The following is a 25,939-nucleotide window of genomic DNA, read 5'->3' on the forward strand; positions in this document are numbered from 1 at the left end:
CCTCTGTGTAACCTCGATGACAATAACAGCACCTTAAAACTACAAAAATGAAACATACATCTGATTCATCCCTGCACAAACGTTATATTTGATTTTTGAAATTAATGATCTTATGGATAAACCAGTTCACAAGCTTTTCCTGCTCGACGCCATGGCGTTGATATACCGTGCCCATTTTGCTTTTATCAAAGCCCCGAGAATTACATCGAAAGGACTTAATACAAGTGCAGTTTTTGGATTTACAAATACGTTACTTGAAGTATTACATAAAGAAAAGCCTACCCACATTGGTGTAGCGTTTGATACCTCTGCCCCTACTTTCAGGCATGTCCAGTTTGAGGCTTACAAGGCGCAGCGCCAGGCACAGCCGGAAGATATCACTGTGGCGATTCCGTTAGTGAAAAAACTTTTGCAGGCCATGTGTATTCCTATCCTGGTTCTCGATGGTTTTGAGGCGGACGACATTATTGGAACGATAGCAAAGGAAGCATCCAAAGAAGGTTTTGAGGTATACATGATGACGCCTGACAAAGACTACGGACAGCTGGTAGAAAAATATGTACACATATATAAGCCTGCATTTATGGGCAAAGGCCCCGAAGTTCTGGGAGTGCAGGAAATACTTGACCGCTGGCAAATTGAGCGTATTGACCAGGTTATAGATATGCTCGGACTGATGGGTGATGCGGTCGATAATATACCAGGTATACCGGGGGTGGGTGAAAAAACGGCACAAAAACTGATTGCTGAATATGGCACACTCGAAAATATCCTTACGCATGGCGACGAAATAAAAGGAAAACTTGGCGAACGGATCAGGGAAAATCATGAACAGGCGATCATGAGCAAGCAATTGGCAACAATTGACACCAATGTTCCTGTTCCTTTTGATGCAGAAGACCTTACTATTTGTCCGGTAAATGCCGAAAAAGTAATCGAGCTTTTCGACGAACTTGAATTTAAATCCTTACGCCCGAGAGTACTAGCCATTGCCCAGCCAACAACGGCTACACAACCTGCGGCAGTTCTCACACCAACTCCCAAAACAAAAGCTGCTGATAGAACGGGGCAAATGGATTTATTTGGAAATCCGGCTCAGGAAATTGGCCAGCAACCCGCTGAAATCACAGAAGTACTTGCGGATCCGGATGGAGTTTTACTGGATGAAAACATTCATTTATCCACGCAAAAGAAAACCATCGACAATACATTACACCGTTACCATACCGTAGATACACCGGAATTGCTGACCAGTCTGGCGCATTATCTGAGTATACAGGATGCTTTTTGTTTTGATACAGAAACAACCTCCCTGGATGCCATTGGAGCTGATCTGGTCGGTCTATCTTTTTCATATCAGGCGGGGGAAGCATTTTATATTCCGGTACCGGCTGATAAGGTAAAAGCACAGGATATTGTAGAATATTTCAGAGCGGTTTTTGAAAATGAAGCAATTGTAAAAATCGGGCAGAATATCAAATATGATTTGCTGGTCCTTAAAAATTATAATATTGATGTACGAGGTAAGCTAAGTGATACAATGCTTGCCCATTATCTTTTGCAACCCGACAAAAGGCACGGAATGGATATTTTGGCTGCATCTTATCTGAATTATGATCCTGTTTCCATCACATCGTTAATTGGAAAAAAAGGAATAAAACAAGGAAATATGCGCGATGTCGCCATTCCAGAAATCACGCAATATGCAGCAGAAGATGCGGATATTACATTTCAGTTAAATACCATTTTTTCGCAGGAATTGCCCAAAGTAAATGCTGTCAAACTGTTTGAAACGGTGGAAATGCCTTTATTACAGGTACTGGCGGATATGGAGAGCAAAGGTGTAAATCTGGATATTAATGCATTGAAAGAAATGTCCGGAATTTTGGAAGGCGATATTCGGCAGTATGAATCCGAGATATTTGAGATGGCAGGGCAATCGTTCAACATCAGTTCTCCAAAGCAGCTGGGTGAGGTACTGTTTGATCAGATGAAACTGATCGCCAAACCTAAAAAGACGAAAACCGGCCAATACGCTACCGGAGAAGAAATTCTTTCTGAACTCGAAAATGAACACCTTATAGCGAGAAAAATACTGGATTACAGGGAGTTGCAAAAGCTAAAATCTACATATGTGGATGCACTGCCGTTGCTGGTCAATCCCAGGACGGGAAGAATACATACCTCATACAATCAGGCAGTTGCAGCTACCGGACGTTTAAGTTCAACCAACCCGAATTTACAGAATATACCTATACGTACACATCGCGGACGGGAGATTCGCAAAGCCTTTGTACCTGATAATGAAGAGTTTCAAATTTTATCAGCTGATTACTCCCAAATCGAATTGCGTATAATGGCCGCGTTCAGTATGGATGCAAGTATGATCGACGCATTTAACAAAGGGCGTGATATTCATGCAACCACGGCTAGTAAAGTATTCAAAGTTGCGTTGGAGGATGTGACATCGGATATGCGCAGAAAATCCAAAATGGTCAATTTTGGAATTATCTATGGTATTTCTGCATTCGGTCTTGCACAAAGGCTGTCCATTCCGCGTGGTGAAGCTGCCGAAATTATTAAAGCTTATTTTGAAGAATTTCCGGCTGTGAAGGGATACATGGATAAAGTGGTAAATGATGCACGGGATAAAGAATATGTAGAAACGATTCTTGGCAGAAGAAGATATGTTCCTGATATTAATTCTCGTAACCAGACTAACCGCGGATATGCCGAGCGAAATGCCATAAACGCGCCAATCCAGGGTTCAGCGGCAGATATGATCAAGGTGGCCATGATTAATATCCATGATTTTATTATTAATGAAAAGCTGAAATCACGTATGATTTTACAGGTACACGATGAACTTGTATTCGATGCACACCGGGACGAAATCCCTCTGTTAAAAGAAAAAGTGGATGAACTGATGAGACTTGCAATTCCTCTGCCTGTAAAAATGGAAACCGGAATAGGTATTGGTGCCAATTGGCTGGAAGCACATTGAGATGCGTTTTCTGAGTTAATTAAGATTTATAGTTTACTTAAAAATAAAAACTCAATCCATAAGCGGATTGAGTTTTTACGTTTTATTAGAGCCTTCGTTTCAATTCATTAATTCTTCATTTTTACGTTAAAACCATTTTTATTAAAACTTCAATGTTGCAATTAACTGGTATGTCTGTTAAATTTTTACAAGGATTAAAATGGATTTCAAATTAAAACTGAAAGCATTCCTGATTAATATGGATTTTAATTACATGCTATTGAAAGTTTGAATTATTGTTCTTATTTTTTCCAATATAATTTCAAACATAATAGCCTTAAAAGTGCTTTTAAAAGTACTAAAAGCTTATTTCCAGGTATAAAATTCATTTAATTGCCTGTCCGTAGTTTTTCTATTTTCACAAATTTAATGTGCCTATGGAGAAGAATGAATGATGAAGAAATCTTTTCAGCCGCACTGAATTTTCTTTTTTCTTAAAAATTATTTTTCATAATCCCATCAGATATTGAAAAGTAACCTGCTACTCACCTTAAACATCTAACTTATGTTAAAAAAATTACTGTTTCCAAATAGTATCCGGAAATATTCAAGGATTATCCTGTATCAGGCCTTGTTGTTTGGCAGCGCCGCCACTTATTCCAATGCGGGCATTACAATTTCCCACCAGGTAAGAGCTGATAAAACAATTACAGGTAAAATTACAGATGAAAGCAGTGTCGGACTTCCCGGAGTCAGCATCGTTTTGAAGGGCAGTACGTCCGGAACGATCTCGGATTCGGAAGGTAAATACCAGATCACAATTCCTGACAATGGCGCAACGCTGATCTATTCTTACGTAGGTTATTTATCCCAGGAAAAAGAAGTTGGGAACAGTATAGCGATTGATATTACGATGGTGCCGGATGCAAGAAACCTGAATGAAGTAGTAGTTACTGCGTTGGGTATCAAGCAGGAAACCAAACGCCTTGGTTATGCTGTACAGGAATTAAAAGGGACAGATCTTGACAAAGCCCGTGAGACCAACTTCGTCAGCGGCCTTGCCGGAAAAATTGCAGGGGTGCAGGTAATGGCCAGTCCGAGTGGTATCGGAGGGTCGGCGCGTATTACTATCCGTGGAGATAAATCATTGGATATCAACAAAAATCAGCCTCTTTTTGTAATTGACGGCGTTCCGATTACAAATGCTCTGACTGGTTCAAGCGGCCGTGATTTTCAGGAACTGGATTATGGTAATGGCGCTTCACTGATCAACCCGGATGATGTGGAATCAATGACAGTCCTGAAAGGTGCCAATGCCTCAGCGCTCTATGGATCAAGGGGTGCCAATGGTGTAATTGTTATCACCACCAAGTCAGGAAAAAACAGTAAAGGCCTGGGTATTTCTATCAATGCCGGATTGACATTTGAAAATCCCTTGGTGCTTCCTCACTTCCAGAAAGTTTATGGACAAGGAAATAACGGAGAATTCAGTTTTGTGGACGGTAGCGGTGGTGGTATAAGAGATGGAGTGGACGAAAGCTGGGGACCAAAAATGGATGGCCGGTTGATTGCACAACATAATTCACCGACGTCAAACGGTTACCGAGGCGGTGATATTTCTTTGGTAGATGATGGTGCATTAGGAACTCCGGCGGACCTTGCAGCACGGGGAACCATTACTCCTACCCCATTTTTACCAGGTAATAATCTAAAGAAATTTTATGATACCGGTATTACAAATAATACCAACGTATCAGTTACCGGTTCTAATGAAAAAGGTGATTTCCGATTGTCGTATACACTTCTGGATCAAAAAGGAATTATTCCTAATACGGATATAAAACGTAACACATTTGCAATCAATACAGGTTATAATCTTTCCCCAAAACTGTCGGTACGTATTTCTGCCAATTATGTCAATTCATTGAGCGACAACCGCCCGAACCTGACATACGGAACAGAAAGCATCATTTATTTGCTGCATAACTGGATGGGACAGCATGTGGACCTGAATAGCCTGAAAGATTACTGGATTCCGGGAATGGAGAACAGGCAGCAGTATAACTTCAATTACAATTATCACGACAATCCTTATTTTAACCTTTACGAAAATACGAACAGCCAGAATGCAAACCGTGTTTTCGGAAATATTGCAGTCCGGTACAATTTTACGGACTGGCTTAACTTACAGGTAAGGGGCGGAACGGATTTTAACAATGACCTGAGAAAACGGAGACGGGCTTTCAGTACACAAAGATTTCCATTCGGAAGTTACCGTGAAGAACGCGTTAAAAACAGCGAATCCAACTTTGATTTTCTTTTTAATGCTTCCAAAGAGATCAATGATAAATTCACGATCGGAGCAAATCTGGGAGGAAACCGCCAGATCAGCAAAACTAATAACTTTGAAGTAACGGCTCCACAGCTTTTGATTCCGGGAATTTTCAGTTTTAACAATACCAGGGTTGCACTCGTAAGTTCAATTGATGACATCAATAAAGTGGTGAACAGCGTTTACGGATCGGTACAGTTTGGCTGGAATAATTATCTGTTCCTGGATGTAACAGCAAGAAATGACTGGTCTACTGCTTTGACTTTACCAGCCGCTGCGGATTCACTGGGACAAACAATCAATTCTTATTTCTACCCGTCTGCTTCTCTGAGTGCAGTTGTGAGTGATATTGTAAAAATGCCTGAATGGGTTTCTTTTGGTAAAATCCGTACGAGTCTGGCTCAGGTTGGTAATGATACCGATCCGTACAGATTCACTTCCGGTTATGTGCGGGATAATCCATGGGGTGATTATCCGGTTTATACTTCCAATAGCAGGCTTGTTAACTATAGCCTGAAACCGGAAATCAGTACTTCTTTTGAAATTGGTACAGAATGGCGTTTCCTGAAAGGCCGCGCCGGCCTGGATTTTACGTTTTATAATATCAATACCCGAAATCAGATACTTCCGTCTGTACCAGTTTCTGTAACATCCGGTTATGATACAAGGATTGTAAATGCAGGTGAAATCAGGAATTACGGTTACGAACTTATGCTTACCGGAACACCCATACAGATTGGTGATTTCAGATGGGATATCAATGTAAACTGGTCAGCCAACAGAAGCAAAGTTGTGGAATTTGATGGCGAAGTGGAAGACTATCAAATGGCAGGACGTCATGGCGTTTCAATCCGCGCACAGGTTGGCCAACGCATGGGTGATATGTATGCAATTGGTTTTAAACGTGTTGAAGATAAAAATAGCCCTTATTACGGACAAAAGGTACTGAATGAATCAGGCCGGTTTTTAAGTACAAATAACCTGATCAAAGTAGGTAATTATAATGCAAACTGGATGACCGGGATTCGTAATACTTTCACTTACAAAAATATCAGTCTAACAGGATTACTGGACATTCGCCACGGAGGCCAGGTTTTTTCACAGACTTATGTAGTTGGCCTGGAAGCCGGACAGGTAATTGAGACGCTGGAAGGCCGTGAGAACGGGTATGATATTACCTTGCCAGAAAACGGAGTGATTGCTCAGGGTGTGATTGAAAATGCTGACGGAACTTATCGGGTAAATGATGTTAAACTGACTGCAAGGGAATACCACCAGTCACGTACCGGAAACCGCGATATTCCTGAAGGCGGAATTTTCAATGCATCATACGCAAAGCTTCGTGAAATGAGGTTAGGTTACACGGTTCCTGCCAAATATTTATCCAAAGCAAAAATTAAAGGTTTGAATATATCTGTTGTGGGCCGTAATCTCGCTGTGTGGAGCAAGGTGCCGCATATTGATCCGGAAACTTCGTCTTTGGACGGTGGAACAATCGTTCCGGGTATTGAGTCAGTCGGTATGCCAACTACGCGCAGCTGGGGTTTCAATCTTGGATTTAACTTTTAATTGAGCCAAAACTTTAAGGATTATGAAAAAGATAAAACTATATATACTGATCATGGCTGCGGGATTATTTTTCCTGCCTTCCTGTACAGACGATTTCGTAGAAAAAAATACCGATCCCAACGCTATCACAGATGTAACTCCTGATCTGTTATTGCCTGGAATTATCAGAACGGCAGTAAACCAGATGGTTGACCAGAGCTGGAGTATTGGCAATATTGTGATTCAGCATACGGCCAAAATCCAGTTTGTTTCGGAAGACCGTTATACCTGGGGCGACCGTGACGGGCTCTGGAACAATATGTATGATAACCTGCGCAATGTACAGTTGCTCATAGAATTGAGCGACCAGAATAATGCCAAAAATTACAAAGGAATTGCACTGATCATGCGTGCATGGATGTATTCGTTGCTGACTGATGCCTACGGTGATGTTCCGTATACAGAAGCTACCAAAGGCGTAACAGGCATATTTCAGCCTAAATACGAAACGCAGGAAGTAATTTATGCTGGTATTCTGAGCGATCTGAAAATTGCAAACGATTTACTCGGTCCGGGAGAGGTGGTAGTGGGCGATCTGATTTACAATGGTGACGTGGCCAAATGGAAAAAACTTGCCAATAGTCTGCGTCTTCGGTATTTGTTGCGAATTTCTAATGTAAAAGATGTAAAGGCAGAAATGCAGGCAATCCTGGCTGATGCAACGGCAACGCCAATTTTCAGCGAAGCCAATAAAAATGCTGATAATGGTACTTTACGTTACCTTACCTCTGCTCCTAACCAGTTTCCTTTATATACAGCGAGGTCTGGTTCGTTTGATGAATTCCGTTTGAGTAAGAACCTGGGTGATAAGCTGACTGCACTTGCTGATCCAAGGATTACTGTATTTGCACAGCCAACAGATGCATCAATTGCTGCAGGAACTCCAAAATATACGGGTGTTCCCAACGGCCTGAATGAGGTTGCAGCACTGGATTACGCAGGTGGCCCGAACAATGTTTCCCGTGCAGGAGCACTGTTTTACAAAGGTTCTATCACGGATCGAGGCCTGAACGTAGCGAAAGGATATATCATGGGTTATCCTGAATTACAATTTATACTGGCCGAGGCTGTCAAAAAAGGCCTGATTACCTCTGCTAAAACCGCACAATGGTATTATGAAGAAGGAGTAAAATCGGCATTTATTTATTCTGATGTAACTATACCTGCCAACTACCTGACAAGTGCTGGTGTTGCGTATAATGAGGCCAATGCATTGACACTGATTGGTACACAAAAATGGATCAGCTTGTTTTTTACCGGCCTCGAAGCATGGTTTGACTGGCGTCGTACGGGTATTCCAGCTGTTACTGCTGGGCCTGATAACGTAAACGGCGGAAAGGTTCCGGTTCGGTTTGCTTATCCGCGAAGTGAACAAACACTGAATGCAGCCAGTTTGACCGAAGCCGTTGCCAGACAAGGCGCTGATACCTATAACACGCCGGTTTGGTGGGATAAATGAAGTCAATAAGATTAAAATTTAATTAATATGTTGCTTTAAAAAGAAAGGAAGCCAGGCATAAAAAACCTGACTTCCTTTCTTTTTGTGCCAGTTAGCGATTTATAACAAAAGCTGTATTTCAATTTTGGAAAAATTCATAATAATTCGGGATATATTAGTAGAAAAAAGTGCGAACTTCGCGTTATAATTGTAAACATTACACTTAATAAATCCAATGCAGTATTTGATTCATAAAATCTCTCTTCTTTTCCTGGCTTGTCCGCTCATGGTGGCAGCTCAGACCGGAAAAGGAAACTATTCCCCCTTACCCCTTAAAGACCTCAATTCGTTTGAAACCAGCGGTGCCAACTGGTCTGTTCAGAGCAGTATTTCAATTCATCCGGCCGGTTTTGCCAAGATCAAAATACAATCAGGCGATGGAGTTTTGGTAGGAAATGCAGGAAATCCTATTACCACCAAACTGAAAGCAAATGATCTGCGGTTGTCACTTGAATTCATGGTTTCGTCGGGAGCCGAAGGAAACATTGTGTTACCAGGCGGGCAAAAAATCCGCTTGTCCGACAGCTATCAGCAAAAAACCGCCAATGCATTGACTTCTGGTTTCATTGGCCAGTTTCCAACGCAAAATGCTGCAAAAGCACCCGGATTATGGCAAACCATTGAAGTCGCTTACGATGCCTCACTTCCTCAGTTACCCAATTCCGCGCGATTAAATTCACTGAATCTTAATGGTGTAACTGTTTTGGAAACAGTTTATTTACCAACAACTAAATCGGTGACAAGTCCGGAACCGCTCGCTTTGGAAGTAACTAAAGGAACAATCGCTTTCCGTAATATTGGTTATCAGTTACTTGCAAGCAGTAAGCCACTTATTCTTTCGAATCTGGCCTACAAGGTTTATTCGGATAAATGGGATAGCAAGGAAGTATACAGCAAGCTTGATCATGAAGGCAAATCGGCTGTTCTTACTCAGGAAGTGACAAATGGGATGCGTGAATTTCACCTGATGTACGAAGGTGATATGGTGGTGGCTGAAGCAGGAGATTATATATTTACAACTATTTATTCGGGTAATATCTTTTCCCTGGATGTGGATGGAAAAAGTGTTATTTCCAATGGTGAAGCTACTTCTCAGGAAAACTATTCGGGTTCAGTTAATCTGACACAGGGAACCCATAAATTTAAAATGCATTACTCGCGTTTCCCATGGAGACAACCTGCATTGGGATTACGTGTAGAAAAGGCGGGAATCAGGCCTTATGATTTGCACGTACTTTCCTCACTACCAGAGCCGGAACCAAAACCTTACATTGGAGTGATACCTGAAATGCGTCCTGAAATGGTGCGCTCTTTCGTATTGCTGGATGGAGAAAAAAACAAAAGGACACATTGTATTTCGGTAGGAAGCCCTGCCGGCTGGAATTACACAGTTGACCTTGGACGGGGTGCATTGTTACAGGCATGGCGCGGAAATTTTGCCAATGTAACCGAAATGTGGTACGAACGTGGTGAACCTCAGCTATTAGCTCCCGCTGGTCTTACAGCTCCGGTTTCAGGAAAAAGCAGTCTTGCTATTCTTGAAAATATAAATACAACATGGCCGGATTCTTCAAATATTAACTTTTTAGGATATAAAATTGATGCAAAAGGCTTTCCAGGATTCAGATACGGAATTGGTTCGGCTACGATCAGCGACCAGTTGGTATCTGATAACAATGGCATCACACGTACTTTTTTGGTTGAAGGAACTCCACAAGGCTCACTGTATTCATTGATGGGAAGTGGTAAAGATATTGTGATGATTGAAAAGGGGCTTTATCAGGTTGATAACCGTTACTATATCCAGGTAGACAAAAAAGCAAAAGTTGTACTTCGTCCCGCTGGTGAAAATAAAGAATTGTTATTGCCTGTTTCAACGACAACGAGTTACATGATGTTTTGGTAGACGACCAGGCTTTCCAAGTCCTGGAGTCTTGGGCAGTCTTTGTCCGGAAAGTCTGAAGACAGTAAATTTTCTTAGAATCTTTTGAATCAATAAATGAAAAATATAATATTAACCACGCTGATTTCCCTGGGCTGCAACGCGGTACAGGCACAATCCAGGCAAAATAAGGAAGACGACTTTTACAGGATCGTGACCATTCCGATCCCTGAAAATATTAAAATGGAAGTGGGTGGCTTACAGGCACTTCCCGATGGCCGGCTTGCTGCATCCACACGTCGTGGTGATGTTTGGATGATCGGAAATCCATATCTCAAAGGTGACGGCCAGCCTTCATTTCACCGCTTTGCTTCAGGTTTACATGAACCATTAGGTTTGTTATACCGCGGTAAAGATTTTCTGATATCGCAGCGCGGCGAAGTTACCAGGCTTGCAGATACCGATAATGACGGTGTAGCAGATGTATACGATTCTTTTGCAAAATGGCCGCTTTCAGGCAATTATCATCAATATTCTTACGGCCCGGTAAAACTTCCGAACGGTGAAATGATCGTGACCTTAAACCTTGACTGGATTGGAAAAGGTGCAAGTCAGTCCAAATGGAGGGGCTGGATGCTAAAATTAGGCGAAGACGGTTCGCTTACGCCTTATGCAACCGGACTCCGTTCCCCATCTTCTTTCGGGAGTTATAAAGGAGAAATTTTTTATACCGAAAATCAGGGTGACTGGGTTGGTTCAGGCCGTATGACACAATTGAATAAAGGAGATTTTGCCGGAAATCCTGCTGGTTTGAGATGGAGCAGCGAACCGGGTTCTCCTGTATCATTAAAACCAGAAGATATTCCAGATACCAATGAACCTTTATATGATGTAGCAAAACGTACCCCAGGTCTTAAAATCCCGGCAGTTTGGTTTCCGCATACTTTAATAGGAATTTCCACAGCTGGATTTGTAGAAGATCTGACTAATGGTGCATTTGGGCCATTTACCGGACAAATGTTTGCTGGTGACCAGGGACATAGTAACATAAGCCGTATTGATCTTGAAAAAGTGAACGGTGTTTGGCAGGGAACTGTTTTCCCTTTCCGCGAAGGATTTATGTCAGGAATTCTGCGACTGGAATGGGGCCTGGACGGTTCTGTTTTTGTAGGACAAACCAGTCGTGGGTGGTCAGCAACAGGTAAGGAAGAGTTTGGTATACAAAGACTTGTCTGGACTGGAAAAATGCCGTTCGAAATGAAGACCGTTCGTTCTATGCCAGATGGTTTTGAAATAACTTTCACAAGGCCGGTCGATAAAAAAACAGCAGCTGATCAGGAATCCTATAAACTGAATAGTTTCACTTACGAATACCATCATACTTACGGAAGTCCGATCGTAAATACCAAGGAAGTTCCTCTGAAAGGTATTATTGTTTCCGACGATGGCCTGAAAGTGAGACTGGTACTCGATCCTGCGGTTTTGCGTAAAGGTTACATTCACGAAATAAAAGCGGAAGGAGTACGAGCAACAGAGGGAAATGGCTTGTTACATGCTACCGGTTATTACACACTGAACGAAATTGCAAGCGGAAATGCTGCCAGCAGTGCACAGTTTACAACAACCGTTAAAGCAGTTGCCATGGATCACAGTAACCATTCTGTGACTGAAACAGTAGCAGTAGCCTCAACAGCGGCTTCTGCAAAACGCGTAACCGAAATGCCTGCTAGCTGGACAACCGGGCCAGACCAGACCATTATTATCGGGACTGTTCCCGGACTGAAATTTGATATTTCAGAAATACAGGTAAAAGCTGGCAGTAAAATCAAACTTGTATTCAATAACAATGACGATATGCTTCACAATCTGGTGATTACCAAACCAGGTAAAGTGAATGAAGTAGGTGAAGCCGGACTAAATCTTGGCTTAAAAGGGTCTGAGATGAATTATGTACCTAAAACCAGTGATGTTCTGTTCCATAGCAATATCGTAGAACCGGAAAAATCAGAATCCATTTATTTTGTTGCACCAAAACAGGCTGCAACCTATACTTACGTATGTACATTCCCTGGACATTATACTCTGATGCAGGGTAAACTGAATGTAGTAAAATAGCTGTAAATTAAGTATTAAGTAATTTAGAAAAGAGCCATTTGCACTCAATTTGATTGCAAATGGCTCTTTTTGTTTGTAACAGATCCCAATCAGGTTATTTTACTGAATTAATCCATTTTCATTGAGGAGATAAAAACCACACATTACTTTCGGTAGTACAATTCAGCGATTTTGTAAAAATATTTAACTACAATTCTGACACCAATCCCATCTGACTATTAAGAATTTAAACCCAATCCCCTCGCCTATGCTATAATTTGACGTTAATTTTGCTTTCATTTTTTTGGTGATGATTTTGATATCATCTGCCATTTCTCATTCCAAATCAGTTGCATCCGCCACGGATGTTCAGAATCCTTGCTTCTTTTTCTGAAACCTGACTAAACAAACATTTGTATGAAAAAATACCGAAAATTATCATGGCTGAAATGCAGCATTTTCTCAATAGTATTTTACCAATTATTAATTGTCCATATCTCCGCCAATTTATCCCTTGCCGGTACTTTACTGCATTACAATGGTAAATTTAATTCATTCCCAGACCGTACTGTAACCGGGAAAGTTTCCGATGAAAAAGGACAGCCATTGCCCGGTGTAAGTATTGTTGTAAAAAGTACTAAAACCGGAACGGCCACCAACACAGAAGGAACGTTTCAACTTAATGTTCCCGAAGGGGATGGAACTTTGATCTTTTCTTATGTCGGCTACATTGCCCAGGAAGTACAGATCGGCACACGAACCGATTTTGATGTTGTTTTAAAACCGGATGTACGTAATCTTGAAATGGTGGTGGTAACCGCATTGGGAATAAAACGTGATGCAAAAAAACTGGGCTATTCCACAGCAACCGTTAATGCAGAAGAGTTAACAACTAACCGTACCACCAACTTAGGAAACAGCCTGCAGGGAAAAGTGGCTGGTTTAAATGTTTCACCTCCTGCGAGTGGTCCCGGTGGTTCATCCAAAATCCGTATACGTGGACAGTCTTCCTTTGGTGGAAATAACTCTCCATTAATTATCGTAAACGGTATCCCAATCAATAACAGCAGCGTTTCGGCGGGAGGTTCCAATGGAAACGGAACGGGAAATCCAACGGGCGGTTCATCTGATTCAGGAGATGGTTTGCAAAGTATCAATCAGGACGACATCGAATCTATGACCGTTTTAAAAGGTGCGGCAGCAGCGGCTTTATATGGTTTCAGGGCTAAAGATGGTGCCATCATTATTACTACAAAAAGTGGAAGCAAATCGTCAGGAATTGGTGTAGAAATCAATTCGAATTTCCAGGCTCAGGAAGCTTTGGATTATACTGATTTTCAGTATGAATACGGTCAGGGTGAATTTGGAAAAAGGCCAACCACTACGGCAGAAGCTCAAAGTTCTGGTGTATTTGCATTCGGTGAAAAACTCGACGGCGCGCCAACCCCGCAATTCGACGGTTCGATGAAACCTTACAGTGCACACAAAGACCGCATCAAAAAGTTTTACCGGACAGGTACAAATTTCACAAATTCGGTGGCACTTTCAGGTGGTAATGACAAAGGTAATTTCCGGCTTTCCTTTGCCAATACGGATGCAAATGCCATTATTCCCAATTCTGATTATCATAAAAAGATCTTCAATCTGGGTCTGACCTATAAATTTACACCCAAACTTTCTGCCCAGCTCAACGCAAATTATTCCAACGAATTCAACCACAATCCGCCACAGATTGGTATCCAGGATATGAATGCCAATACAACGATCTACACCCTGGCAACAAGTATTGATACCGACTGGCTTAAAAACAGAAAGGATGTAAACGGTAATGAGATGCCACTGGCACGTTTTACTAACCGTAACAATCCATATTGGGTAGCATACGACAGATTTGAAAATGTCAGGCGCGACCGGATTTTTGGAAATACTTCAGTTCGTTATGATGTTGCCAAATGGCTGTTTGTTCAGGGACGGATTGGCCAGGATTATTATACCCGGCCATACAACTATAATCGTCCAACAGGAACCCGTTCGATTGGTGCGGTCAATACTGGATTTAATGGCTATTACTATCAGGATGTTGCTACTTTCCGTGAACGAAATCTGGATATATTAATTGGAGGCAACAAAACCTTTGGTGATTTTGGTATTGACATTACATTGGGTGGAAACCAGATGTTACAAATCAGTGATAATATGTCTACGGCCGTTACCAATTTTTATGTTCGCGACCTGTATACCATAGCCAACGGGCAAATTAAAAACCCTAATTACGGTTACAGCAAGAAAAAAGTAAATTCGATTTATGGTGCTGCCGAGTTTTCATTCCGAAACTATCTGTATGTGAATGTAACAGGCAGAAATGACTGGTTTTCTACGTTGAATCCGCAATCGAATAGTTATTTGTACCCGTCAGTGAGTGCTAGTTTTGTGTTTAGCCAGGCATTCAGCAAAGCACCTAACTGGCTGAATTATGGTAAAATCAGGGCAGCATATGCGGAAGTTGGCGGTGATACCGATCCGTATTCCGATAACCTGTATTATTCTATTAATGCCAATCCTTTTAACGGAACTGCCTTGGGAACAATACCTTCCACAGTAAGTCCTAATGCTAATTTGAGGCCGCTGAAAGTAAAGGAAACTGAGGTAGGCCTGGAATTTAAAACCTTTGACAGCCGCTTTAATGTAGACATGTCGGTGTACCGGAAAAATACGGTGGATGAAATCCTGAACGTCGACATTTCCAATACTTCCGGGTTCAGCCAAACCAAGGTTAACGTAGGAAAACTACGAAATCAGGGAATTGAATTTTTGGTAACTATTGTGCCTGTCAGAACTGAAAACATAAGCTGGGAAACCGGATTTAACGCCAGTTACAACATCAGTAAAGTAATAGAACTTGCTAATAACCAGCCCAGGCTCAATGTTGGAACAGGTGAATTCTTCGGAACGGTGTCGCACGAATTGGGCATGCCACTTGCTTCACTTCGCGGCTTCGATTATAAGAGAGATCCACAGGGAAAAATCATTACTTCGGGTGGCCTTCCAATGCAAGGTAATCTTACAACGTTTGGAAGTGCAATTCCAAAGTGGGTTGGCGCATGGGTAAATACACTTAATATCAAAGGATTACGAATTACAACCCAAATAGATTTCAAATCCGGAAACAAAATTATTTCAAATTCAAATCTGAACTTCCTGCGTGAAGGTTTGTCTAAATCCTCACTGGTCGGACGGGAAGGCGGCGTATTACTGGAAGGTGTAAATGGTGATGGAAGCACTAACACAACGCGTGTTGAAGCAGAACAATTTTATACCGCTTATAGAAGTACTAACCTGGCCACTCCCTTTATCTATAACGGAAGCTTTATCCGGTGGCGCAGCCTTTCAGCAGGTTATGATTTTTCAAGCTTTCTAAAAGATAAAACTTTCATCAAAGGATTAAGCCTGACCGCCATGTGCAACAACCTTTGGCTGATCAAAAAACATATTGATAATCTTGATCCCGAAGCCCAGGTTTCTTCTTCCGACAATTTGCAGGGAATTGAAACACATACACTTCCAACTACAAGAAGTTATGGCCTCAATTTAAACCTTAAATTCTAAACTCAGTTTCTGATGAAAAAAATATTCATATATCTGACAATCATTTGCGTATTCGCGGCTGCATCGGCCTGTGACAGCGGTTTCGAGGATGTTAATAAAAATCCGGTCCTCGCAACTACAACTGATCCGGTTTACCTTTTTTCTAATGCACAATTCGGTTCCGCCATTGCTACCCAGAATTATCAGATGCAGATTGTCCAGCAGATAAATACTCCATACACAGGTGTGCTGGAAGGTGGAAATCACAATGCTGTTTCTGATCCCAATTCTAACGCAAATTTCAATTCGCTGTATCTGCAAAATGGCCCGGTAAATCTTTTGACAACCGTTATTTACTTTACAAAAGACAATCCGGCACGAAGCAATTTGTATAATATGGCCAGGATCTGGAAAGCATATGTGTTCATGGTTTTAGTAGATACCTACGGAGATGTTCCTTATTTTGAAGCCGGAAAAGCATTTCTGGAAGGTATAAATTTGCCAAAATACGATGACCAGAAAATCATTTATGAGGATATTCTGAAAGAACTTGAAGAAGGAACAAAAGCTTTGGATGCTACCAAATCCATTGAAAGCGGAGACCTTTTTTACAAGGGAAACATAGCTCAATGGAAAAAACTGGGGAATTCCTTGTTGCTGCGTGCTGGGATGCGTTATTCCAAAATTGATGCGGCAAAAGCGAAGACAATTGTTTTAAAAGCAGCCGATCCAGCCAATGGCGGTTTACTTAGTGCCAACTCTGATAATGCTTTAATTGCGTTTAACAGCACTTTCAATCATCCGCTGGCCAATTATTTTCAGGGCACCGAACGTGGAAATGTATATCTGGGCAAAGCATTTGTAGATTATCTTAAAACTACGAACGATCCGCGTTTAAAAGTTATTTCCGTAAAATACGAAACACCCGGAAATCCTATCGCAACAGCTGGGGCAGAAAATAAAACGCCTGCCGATCAGGAAGGTATGCCTTATGGTTATAATGAATCAACGATCCTGACTTCACCGGGTTTTCCTGGAAAAATCGGTTCGGCATTTAAATATTCACAGATCAACAGGAGAACACTGGGCAAAATAGACGCACCGGAATTTTTTATTACCTATTCCCAAATACAGCTGCTGCTGGCAGAAGCTGTGGTAAGAGGCTGGATTACAGGAGATGTAAAAACATTGTATGAAACGGGCGTCAAAGCACATATGGATCAAATTACAAATTACGACGTGTCAGCGGCAATTAGTGCGGCAGATCAGTCCGCTTACATTACTGCCAATCCTTTTGTTGCAACCAAGGGGCTCGAATTAATCAATAACCAATATTGGATCTCCTCATTTTTAAACGGTTCCGAAGCCTGGGCCAATTTCAGGAGAAGTGGATTTCCAACACTGCCGATCAATACTTATCCTGGTAAAGATCCTTCTGTAAAAGATTTCATTCGCAGACTGGTATACCCTGTTCTTGAAAAATCAGTCAACGAAGTGAATTATAAGGAAGCTGTGTCACGAATGGGGCCTGATGAATTGGGAACACCGCTGTTTTGGGATAAATAAGGCGGCGGCTATCGGCCGTCGGCAATCAGCTTTCGGCTATTGACAGTCGGCGGTCGGCATTATATATATTTTGTGTTAATAAATTTTTTCGGTTTATGTTAAAAAAAATCATTTACACGGGTGTGTTCCTACTTTTTGCCATGTTGTCAAGGGCGCAATCTATTTCTCCTGCACCTGACCAGATAAAAGCATATACCTCTCTTTGGAAAGGAGAACGTTCAGCAGATGGGCGGCCAAAGGTTTCAGATGCAATTCTAGCCAGGTTAAAGAACATTTCTATGGAAGAAGCATGGGGTGTTTTGCGAAATAAAGGTTATCAGAACCAGTTTGAAGGCGAATGGCAGCTGATACATTCCGACAGCGCCATGACCGGCAGGGTAGTTACAGCACAATATCTTCCATTACGGCCTGATCTACAGGATCTGGTAAAAGAAACGGGTAAAAAAGAAGGTCGTGTACAAGCTGGTGGTACCAATTCATGGCCTATTGATGTACTAAAAGAAGGTGATGTTTATGTGGCAGACGGCTACGGTAAAATTGCAGACGGAACATTAATCGGCGACAACCTGGGAAATTCCATTTACGCCAAATCTAAGCGTGGGGTAATCTTTTACGGTTCAGTAAGGGACGTTGAAGGATTAAGTAAAATTAGCGGTTTTAATGCATGGACAAAGGGAAATGATCCTTCTTACATCCAGCAAATGATGCTTTCCAATATTAATACGCCGATTAGAATTGGCAGGGCTACGGTGTTGCCGGGAGATGTTGTTCTGGCCAAAAAATATGGTACAGTTTTCATTCCGGCTCATTTGGTGGAAGAACTTGTATTGACTTCGGAAGTAACTGCATTGCGGGATGAATTCGGGCATCTTCGTTTACGTGAGGGAAAATATACACCCGGTGAAATTGATACCAAATGGACGGAAGCAATTTCAGAAGGATTTCCTGCAATGGGTGAATAATTATCCAGGTAAACTTCCCATGTCAAAAAAAGAACTGGATGATTATCTGAAAGAAAGAAATTATTGAGAGGGCAGTCGGCATTTGGCTGTCGGCCATCGGCTGTCAGCCAAAACCTGCCGGTGGCCGATTGCTGACAGCCGACAGCCAAATGCCAATTGCCGAAGTATTTTATTAAATTCTTAAACCTTATCAAATGAAAAGTATACTGAATCAAATCATTGCCTCTAATAGAAAAGTCGAACAGGCTGAAAAAGAAGCACATTTGGCTGAAATTAATAATCCGGCTACAAAGGATAATCGACGTAACTTTTTAAGAAAAGCAGCGGTTGGCGGAATTGCATTAGGTGGCTTTATGTCAATGTCTGCGGAGGATACAATTGCCCAGGCTACTTCAAAAGTTAATCGTGCCTCCAAACCTTCTGAACTGAAAATTACGGACCTGCGCTATTGTATTATTCAGAATGTAGGAAGGACTCCAATTATCCGTATTGACACCAATCAGGGTATTTATGGCTTGGGAGAAGTGCGCGACGGTGCAGACGAACGTTATGCATTATTTCTGAAAAGCCATTTACTTGGTCAGAATCCCTGTAATGTAGAAATGCTTTTCAAATCTATCAAACAATTTGGTATGCATGGCAGGCAGGCAGGCGGAGTTTGCGGGGTTGAAATGGCCCTTTGGGATTTATGCGGTAAGGCTTATAATGTTCCATGCTGGCAGTTACTAGGCGGCAGGTATCGCGATAAGGTGAGGTTGTACGCAGACACTCCGGAATCCAACGACTTAAATGAATTCAAGGACAAAATCCGGTTCCGGACGCAGGACCAGGGTTATACCTGGCTTAAAATGGATGTATCCATAGGAATGCTCCGGAATAATGAAGGAAGTGTTGTAAACAATAAAGTCTGGGGTGGCGGATTTTCACAATGGGCAGGAGATTACCATTCGTATGCAAATACAAAACACCCGTTCACTGCCATTCAGATTACACCGAAAGGCCTTGATGAAATGGCAAAAGTGGTTGAAGATGTACGTAGTGTGGTGGGTTATGAAATCCCGTTGTCAACCGACCATTACGGTCATTTTGACTTGAATAACGGAATCAGATTAGGAAAAGCACTGGACAAATACCGGCTTGCTTGGCTGGAAGACATTGTGCCATGGGAATATACTGATCAGTGGAAAACCATCTCCGATGCTTTGGAAACGCCTTGTCTGACTGGCGAAGATATTTACCTGAAAGAAGGTTTTAAGCCATTGATAGATAAACGTGCTGTTGATATTATTCATCCCGATTTGGCCTCCTCCGGCGGATTACTGGAAACCAAACGTATAGGTGATTACGCAGAAGATAACGGAATTGCTATGGCCATGCACTTTGCCGGGACTCCGGTAAGTTTTATGGCAAATGTACATTGTGCCGCTGCTACTCAAAATTTTCTTGCACTGGAACATCATTCAGTCGATGTGCCCTGGTGGGAAAGTCTGGTGAAAACCACAGATGGCAGGAAAATAATTGATAAAGGTTACGCGCCAGTTCCTTTGGAAGCGCCTGGATTGGGCATTGAACTAAATGAGGAAGAAGTAAAAAAACATCTTTTACCAAAGGATAAGAGCTTCTTCGCTCCTACTCCGGACTGGAATGAAAAGCGCTCACATGACAGGTTGTGGAGTTGAAATCAGTTCCAGACTTTCCAAGTCTCAAAGACTTGGAAAGTCTGAACACCGCACCAAACCCATAATTTTCGTATTTTGCGTACTTCACTACCTATCCCTTTATGAAGAACATACGCAACGTACTATTTTATACCCTAACGATTGGCGCTTTTTCCGGTTTACTTTATTGGTTCTTAATTCGGGGACAAAGCCTTGAAATTGGAAGAACAGCATCAAAAACACCTGATCTCAACATTTCCTCATTTGATCAGTTCATCAGCACGTTATCTCACGATGTAAGCAATCCGCTGGCCATATTACTTTTACAGATCATCACCATCATTGTTGTTGCAAGAATATTCGGATGGGTTTGTAAACTGATCGGACAACCTACTGTAATTGGCGAAATCGCGGCTGGTATTTTCCTGGGACCATCACTTATCGGAACATTTTTTCCTGAATTTTCTTTGTTTCTATTTCCCAAACAATCCCTGGGCAACCTTCAATTCCTGAGTCAGATCGGGCTTATTCTGTTCATGTTTATTATCGGCATGGAACTGGATCTTAAAGTTTTAAAAACCAAAGCGCAGGAAGCTATCGTGATCAGTCACGCAAGTATCATTCTGCCATTTGCTCTGGGTGTTGGACTTTCGCTTTACATATATCAGCAGTTTGCACCGGACGGCATCAGCTTTCTATCATTTTCCTTATTTATTGGTATCGCACTCAGTATCACCGCTTTTCCGGTATTAGCCAGGATAGTTCAGGAGCGGGGACTATCCAAAACCAAACTGGGAACGATGGTAATTACCTGTGCTGCCACCGACGACATTACTGCCTGGTGCATCCTGGCCGCTGTAATTGCCATCGTAAAAGCAGGATCATTTTTAAGTTCGGTTTATACCATTTTGCTCGCCGGAGCTTATGTGTTGCTTATGTTAAAGGTTGTAAAACCATTTTTACAAAGACTGGGAGATCATTACAGTTATAAAGAGGGGCTTACAAAAACTGTCGTTGCTGTATTCTTCGTAATTCTCTTATTATCAGCATACAGTACCGAAGTTATTGGAATTCATGCGCTTTTTGGTGCATTTATGGCAGGCGTTATTATGCCTTCAAACCAAAGTTTCAGGAATCTGTTCATTGAAAAAGTGGAAGACGTTTCTATGGTGCTTTTACTGCCGTTGTTCTTTGTATTTACGGGTCTGAGAACGCAAATTGGTTTGCTTAACGATCCTTATCTTTGGCAGGTTACCGGTATTATCATAGCAGCAGCCGTGGCCGGAAAATTCATTGGAAGCGCCGTTGCTGCACGGTTTGTCAAACAAAGCTGGAGGGATAGCCTGATAATTGGTTCGCTCATGAATACCCGCGGGCTGATGGAATTAGTGGTGCTTAATATCGGATATGATATCGGTGTATTGTCGCCGGAAATTTTTGCCATGATGGTCATCATGGCACTGGCAACTACTTGTATGACCGGCCCTGCTCTTGACCTGATTAACAGGTTTATGCCTGAAAGAAAACTAAAACCTGAGGAGAATATAATTGAAACTTCCGGGTTTTCAGTTCTTGTCGCCTTCGCAAATCCACAGGGAGGACGTAAAATGATTCGGTTAGCCAACAATTTCATTGAAACTTCTTCATCTCAAAATGTAACTGCCCTGCATTTATCACCAAGTAGTTATCTGAATCAGGTCAATACGGAAGAGTACCAGTCTGAAACATTCAGGCCGGTAATTGACGAAGCTGAAAAGCTGGATCTCCCGATTATTTCATTGTTCAAACCATCTCATGATGTTGAGCATGATATCATAGAAATAGCCAATCATGGGGATTACGATATCCTGTTAATGGGCATCGGACACAGTGTTTTTGAAGGTACGATTCTTGGAAAAGTATTGGGTATTACAACCAAGATTATTAGTCCGGTCCGGTTATATGATACCATTAAGGGTAAGTCCAAACTTTTCCACGCCGATATTTTTGACGAACGAACCAGCCATATTATTAAATCTGTAAAAGTCCCTGTTGCAATTCTGATAGAAAAAAACCTGGAAATGGTAAAAGATATTTTTGTGCCATTATTTTCTGTTCAGGACCAATTTCTACTTCATTTTGCTAGTAAAATGATGTTGCATGGCGAAGTGGCTGTCACCATCATGGATCCATCAGGAATGATAGAACAGGATTTGAAAATAAAAGAAATAGTGGATTCTATGGAATTACTTGGGCCTGGCCGGATAAACCTGCACAGTGAAAACGGATTGGAGAAGGATTTTTTACAACAGCAGGATCTCATGATGATCAGCTATGAAAGCTGGAAAAAAGCAGTCGAATCACACAGTATCTGGCTTTCAAATTCGCCCTCTGTTCTTATTATCCGCGGGTAAAAATGCGGAATTTATCGTACTTACCTATCTGGCAGTTTTTAAAAGGAATAATAAGTGTTTATTTTACATGAGTGACGCTAGCATTCCAACCATATGATATCATTGATTACGAATAATAGATTTTTAAATAAAATTAATCCGCAGACGCTTCTTTTCTTTTTTCATAATTTTTTTATAAACGTAGGTACAACACTCGTTTACGTATCTGCGAACATATTATTACTGGAAAATCATCCGGAATCATCACTTCCAATTGCATATATTGCAGCTGCACTGGCGGTGATGATCGCTGGTAAAATTTATGAATATTACGAGCACCATCTAATCCTTGAAAGGCTAAGTCTGGGCACCATGTTGGCTTCACTTTTCATGGTTGTGGCAGTCATGTTGTTATTATGGCTTGGGCATGGCATTGCAACAGCCATCGCTATCATGGTCGGTTACCGAATTATTTACCTGCTTATTAATCTGGAATTCTGGGGTTTATCTGCACTGGTATTTGATGTACGGCAAAGCAAAAGATTGTTCAGCGTAATCGGAGCGGGTGATATGCCGGCAAAAGCACTGGGTGCCGTGTTGGCAGTTCTTATTCATTCCCCTTCCGTACTGATGATTTTACTGGTAATTTCATTAGTATTTTTCGGACTGGCATTTTATACACAAATACTTACATTCCGGCATACAGAAATACCAAATCCGCACCACGCAAGGCCACGTCGGGCCGGGCTTTCCGACTCTAAAATTGTTCAGAAATACTTTGGAGGAAATAAACTGGTCACTGCGCTGTGTCTGGGTATGGTGGCTGTAGCAGCCGCAGCAACCTGGATTGAATACAATTTTTTTGTGAATGTCAAGTATAAGTTTCACAGTCAGCATGATGTCATTTTATTCATAGGTTCACTGCTGACTGCAACTTATGTGATCAGCACCTTTGTTAAAATGCTGTTCTCCGGAAAAACCGTAGAGCGGTTCGGAGTTCGTTACACACTTTATTTATTGCCGCTGACAACCGTTTTGATTTCAATGGGATTACTCATTTCTTCCTATTTCAAAAAAGACGAACCTTCTTTGCTGGTCTATTATTGCATCGCTTATTTCTTATTTGAACTCGTTAGAAGGACGATTTTCGATTCTGTTTTTCTGGTTTTATTCCAGCCGCTTTCAACAAAAAATCGCTTGAAGGGTCATACACTTGCCAAAGGATTTTACGAGCCTTTGGGTATGATGATCGCCGGGATATTACTATGGATCGTTTATTCCAAGAAATTATCTGACAGTAGTCTTGCATTTGATTTGTCACTGTTATTTGCAATTGTTGCCTTGTTCATTTTCCGTAAAGCTTACCGCGAGTATATTGTTGAGTTGAAAAATGCGATCAGTAAAAGATTTATCAGAAGCGGGGAAATGGCATCACAAACCGAAGCGCTTCCTATTATTACCGAAAATCTGAAGAGCGATAAGAAGGAGGAAGTGATCAACGCTATAGATTGGCTGGCAAAAAATAAGGAGTCGCAGTTTAGAAAAAATGTAGATTTTCTATTGAAAAATCCTTTCGTTCAGGTTCGTCTCAAAACATTACAGACTCTGGCTCAAATTGAAAAACCAGAGTTAACAGAGTCGTTCTATGCCTATATTGAACAAGAACCGGACACTGCATGCCAGACATTAGCGGTCCGGATTTTGTGTTCGTCAACTAAATTGTCTGACGAAAAAATAGCCAGATATCTGGCACACCAGGATCCTGACATTGTCCGCGGGGCAATTCTTGGATGTTGGGAAGCACACAAAGCCCTGCCGATGATTCATGGCACATTACGTAAATTATTCCTTTCTGAAAAAGAACAATTTCAGATTATTGCACTGGATTGTATCAATGCGGTCGGGATCGCTTCGTATGAAGATTCGATCAAAAATCTGTTGCGTAAAGGCACATTTAAAGTAAGGCAACAAGCACTGGATGTAATTGCTGCCAGCGGATCCGGTCAGCTTTTGAATGAATTAAAACCGTTTCTGAATGCTCATGCTGACAGCCAGTTATCGGCGGCTACTGTGAGTTCCTTAATGAAGTCAGGAAACTCAGGTATTCCCGTCTTACAGGAATGGCTGCTTGATGATGAATCCGGCGAAAAAATATCCATCCTGATTAAAGTATCCAAAAAACATCACCACGAGTTTATACTCCCTTTACTTTTTCAGCTAATTCAAAGTATTTACCTGCAAAAACATTCAATACATACCGGACATTCAAAAAGTATAAGTCTTTCTGTACATTTAGATGCTTTAAAAGTTCTTTCCAATTATTCCTTAAATACTGAACAAAAGGTAATTGTGTCAGAATTTGTAGAAAAGGAACTGGTACATGCCTACCAGCTGCTGAATGGTATGAATGAAAATGAAACTGATAAAACATGGAACGATGCACTGGAATATGAACTGACACTGACCAGTCAGCGGCTTTTTTACCTGTTTATGATCCAATATGACAAAGATGCCGTGCAGAATGCCTGGAAAGGAATTAAACATGCTTCCAGGGAAAAGCGCGCCAATTCTTTGGAAATGATTGAAAGCCTGTTACCAAGGACATTATATCCTTCTTTGTATGCATTGTTTGAAGACATATCTATTCCCAGAAAGCGGGATGCATTACGTCAGTATTTGGGTAATCAGGACACTAATATTTCTCTTATTAATCTAATTATAAACCAGTTAGAAAAATCCTTTACGCCGTGGACCATTGCATTGGCAATTGAACGCTGGAATATTCAGGAATCTGATCTACAACTTTTAAATACTTTATCAAATCATAATACGAGCCTGATCCGTGATGCTGCACAACAAAAGTATGCAGGCCTGAACCCAGCTTTTTATCTTAAAATTACATCACCAGCTACTATGAAAAACTCAGACAGTTCGCAGCAAATTTCAGAAATGGAACGAATCATTGTTCTGAAAAACACACAGCTTTTTTCTACAACTCCTGAAAATGTATTGAGTTCCATTGCACCTATTATGAAGGAAATATCCTATCAGGAAGGGCAGCAAATATTTGCGAAAGGCGATTTGGGTGATAGTATGTATATTATTTATGCAGGTGAAGTAGGAATTTATGATGGTGTAAAACAATTGGCATTATTCGATAAAGGTGAGATTTTCGGTGAACTTTCGCTGCTTGATACGGAACCAAGATCGGCTTCAACGATTTCCGAATCTGATGTACTCCTGTTCAGGATTGACCAGGAAGATTTTTTTGAGCTAATGGAAGAGCGAGATGAAATCCTGCGCAATGTACTTCGTATACTTTGCCAGAGAATCCGTGTTCAGAATGAAAAAATGAGGTTGTTGTCTACCAATTGATTGCATTATCATTCCCTTACATTT

At 41.4% G+C, this 25,939-nt stretch carries 10 protein-coding genes and 1 pseudogene; all 11 read left to right on the top strand.

The window, feature by feature from the left end; genetic code table 11:
• The first annotated feature begins 112 nt into the window (after positions 1–112).
• The 11 genes and pseudogenes from polA to KZC02_RS00425 all read left to right on the top strand — a co-directional run bounded on the left by polA (position 113) and on the right by KZC02_RS00425 (position 25,915).
• Entirely contained in the window at positions 113–3,004 is a 2,892-nt protein-coding gene (gene polA / locus KZC02_RS00375) for a DNA polymerase I (protein ID WP_221392283.1), read from the top strand.
• 544 nt (positions 3,005–3,548) lie between these two features.
• Positions 3,549–6,884, top strand: coding sequence for a SusC/RagA family TonB-linked outer membrane protein (locus tag KZC02_RS00380; RefSeq protein WP_221392284.1), 3,336 nt, complete (start codon positions 3,549–3,551; stop codon positions 6,882–6,884).
• 22 nt (positions 6,885–6,906) lie between these two features.
• Entirely contained in the window at positions 6,907–8,382 is a 1,476-nt protein-coding gene (locus KZC02_RS00385) for a SusD/RagB family nutrient-binding outer membrane lipoprotein (protein WP_221392285.1), read from the top strand.
• A 214-nt stretch (positions 8,383–8,596) separates the two neighbouring features.
• Entirely contained in the window at positions 8,597–10,327 is a 1,731-nt protein-coding gene (locus KZC02_RS00390; protein ID WP_221392286.1) for a family 16 glycoside hydrolase, read from the top strand.
• Between the two features lie 93 nt (positions 10,328–10,420).
• On the top strand, positions 10,421–12,418 hold the full coding sequence (locus KZC02_RS00395) for a plastocyanin/azurin family copper-binding protein (RefSeq protein WP_221392287.1): 1,998 nt from the start codon (positions 10,421–10,423) through the stop codon (positions 12,416–12,418).
• Positions 12,419–12,814: 396 nt separating this feature from the next.
• Entirely contained in the window at positions 12,815–16,003 is a 3,189-nt protein-coding gene (locus KZC02_RS00400; protein ID WP_221392288.1) for a SusC/RagA family TonB-linked outer membrane protein, read from the top strand.
• 12 nt (positions 16,004–16,015) lie between these two features.
• Positions 16,016–17,548, top strand: coding sequence for a SusD/RagB family nutrient-binding outer membrane lipoprotein (locus tag KZC02_RS00405; protein WP_221392289.1), 1,533 nt, complete (start codon positions 16,016–16,018; stop codon positions 17,546–17,548).
• 95 nt (positions 17,549–17,643) lie between these two features.
• Positions 17,644–18,577: pseudogene (locus KZC02_RS00410) on the top strand (RraA family protein).
• Positions 18,578–18,704: 127 nt separating this feature from the next.
• On the top strand, positions 18,705–20,189 hold the full coding sequence (locus tag KZC02_RS00415; RefSeq protein WP_221392290.1) for a mandelate racemase/muconate lactonizing enzyme family protein: 1,485 nt from the start codon (positions 18,705–18,707) through the stop codon (positions 20,187–20,189).
• Positions 20,190–20,290: 101 nt separating this feature from the next.
• Positions 20,291–22,561: a cation:proton antiporter gene (locus tag KZC02_RS00420; protein ID WP_221392291.1), complete on the top strand. Its 2,271-nt coding sequence runs from the start codon at positions 20,291–20,293 to the stop codon at positions 22,559–22,561.
• 93 nt (positions 22,562–22,654) lie between these two features.
• On the top strand, positions 22,655–25,915 hold the full coding sequence (locus KZC02_RS00425) for a cyclic nucleotide-binding domain-containing protein (RefSeq protein ID WP_221392292.1): 3,261 nt from the start codon (positions 22,655–22,657) through the stop codon (positions 25,913–25,915).
• Positions 25,916–25,939 lie beyond the last annotated feature (24 nt).

It is taken from the genome of Dyadobacter sp. NIV53 (assembly GCF_019711195.1).
Lineage (GTDB): Bacteria > Bacteroidota > Bacteroidia > Cytophagales > Spirosomataceae > Dyadobacter.

Coding starts and splice junctions, on each gene's coding strand:
- KZC02_RS00405 (WP_221392289.1), top strand. CDS start 16,016: ATGAAAAAAATATTCATATATCTGACAATCATTTGCGTATTCGCGGCT.
- KZC02_RS00420 (WP_221392291.1), top strand. CDS start 20,291: ATGAAGAACATACGCAACGTACTATTTTATACCCTAACGATTGGCGCT.
- KZC02_RS00385 (WP_221392285.1), top strand. CDS start 6,907: ATGAAAAAGATAAAACTATATATACTGATCATGGCTGCGGGATTATTT.
- KZC02_RS00425 (WP_221392292.1), top strand. CDS start 22,655: ATGATATCATTGATTACGAATAATAGATTTTTAAATAAAATTAATCCG.
- KZC02_RS00390 (WP_221392286.1), top strand. CDS start 8,597: ATGCAGTATTTGATTCATAAAATCTCTCTTCTTTTCCTGGCTTGTCCG.
- KZC02_RS00400 (WP_221392288.1), top strand. CDS start 12,815: ATGAAAAAATACCGAAAATTATCATGGCTGAAATGCAGCATTTTCTCA.
- KZC02_RS00380 (WP_221392284.1), top strand. CDS start 3,549: ATGTTAAAAAAATTACTGTTTCCAAATAGTATCCGGAAATATTCAAGG.
- KZC02_RS00415 (WP_221392290.1), top strand. CDS start 18,705: ATGAAAAGTATACTGAATCAAATCATTGCCTCTAATAGAAAAGTCGAA.
- KZC02_RS00395 (WP_221392287.1), top strand. CDS start 10,421: ATGAAAAATATAATATTAACCACGCTGATTTCCCTGGGCTGCAACGCG.
- polA (WP_221392283.1), top strand. CDS start 113: ATGGATAAACCAGTTCACAAGCTTTTCCTGCTCGACGCCATGGCGTTG.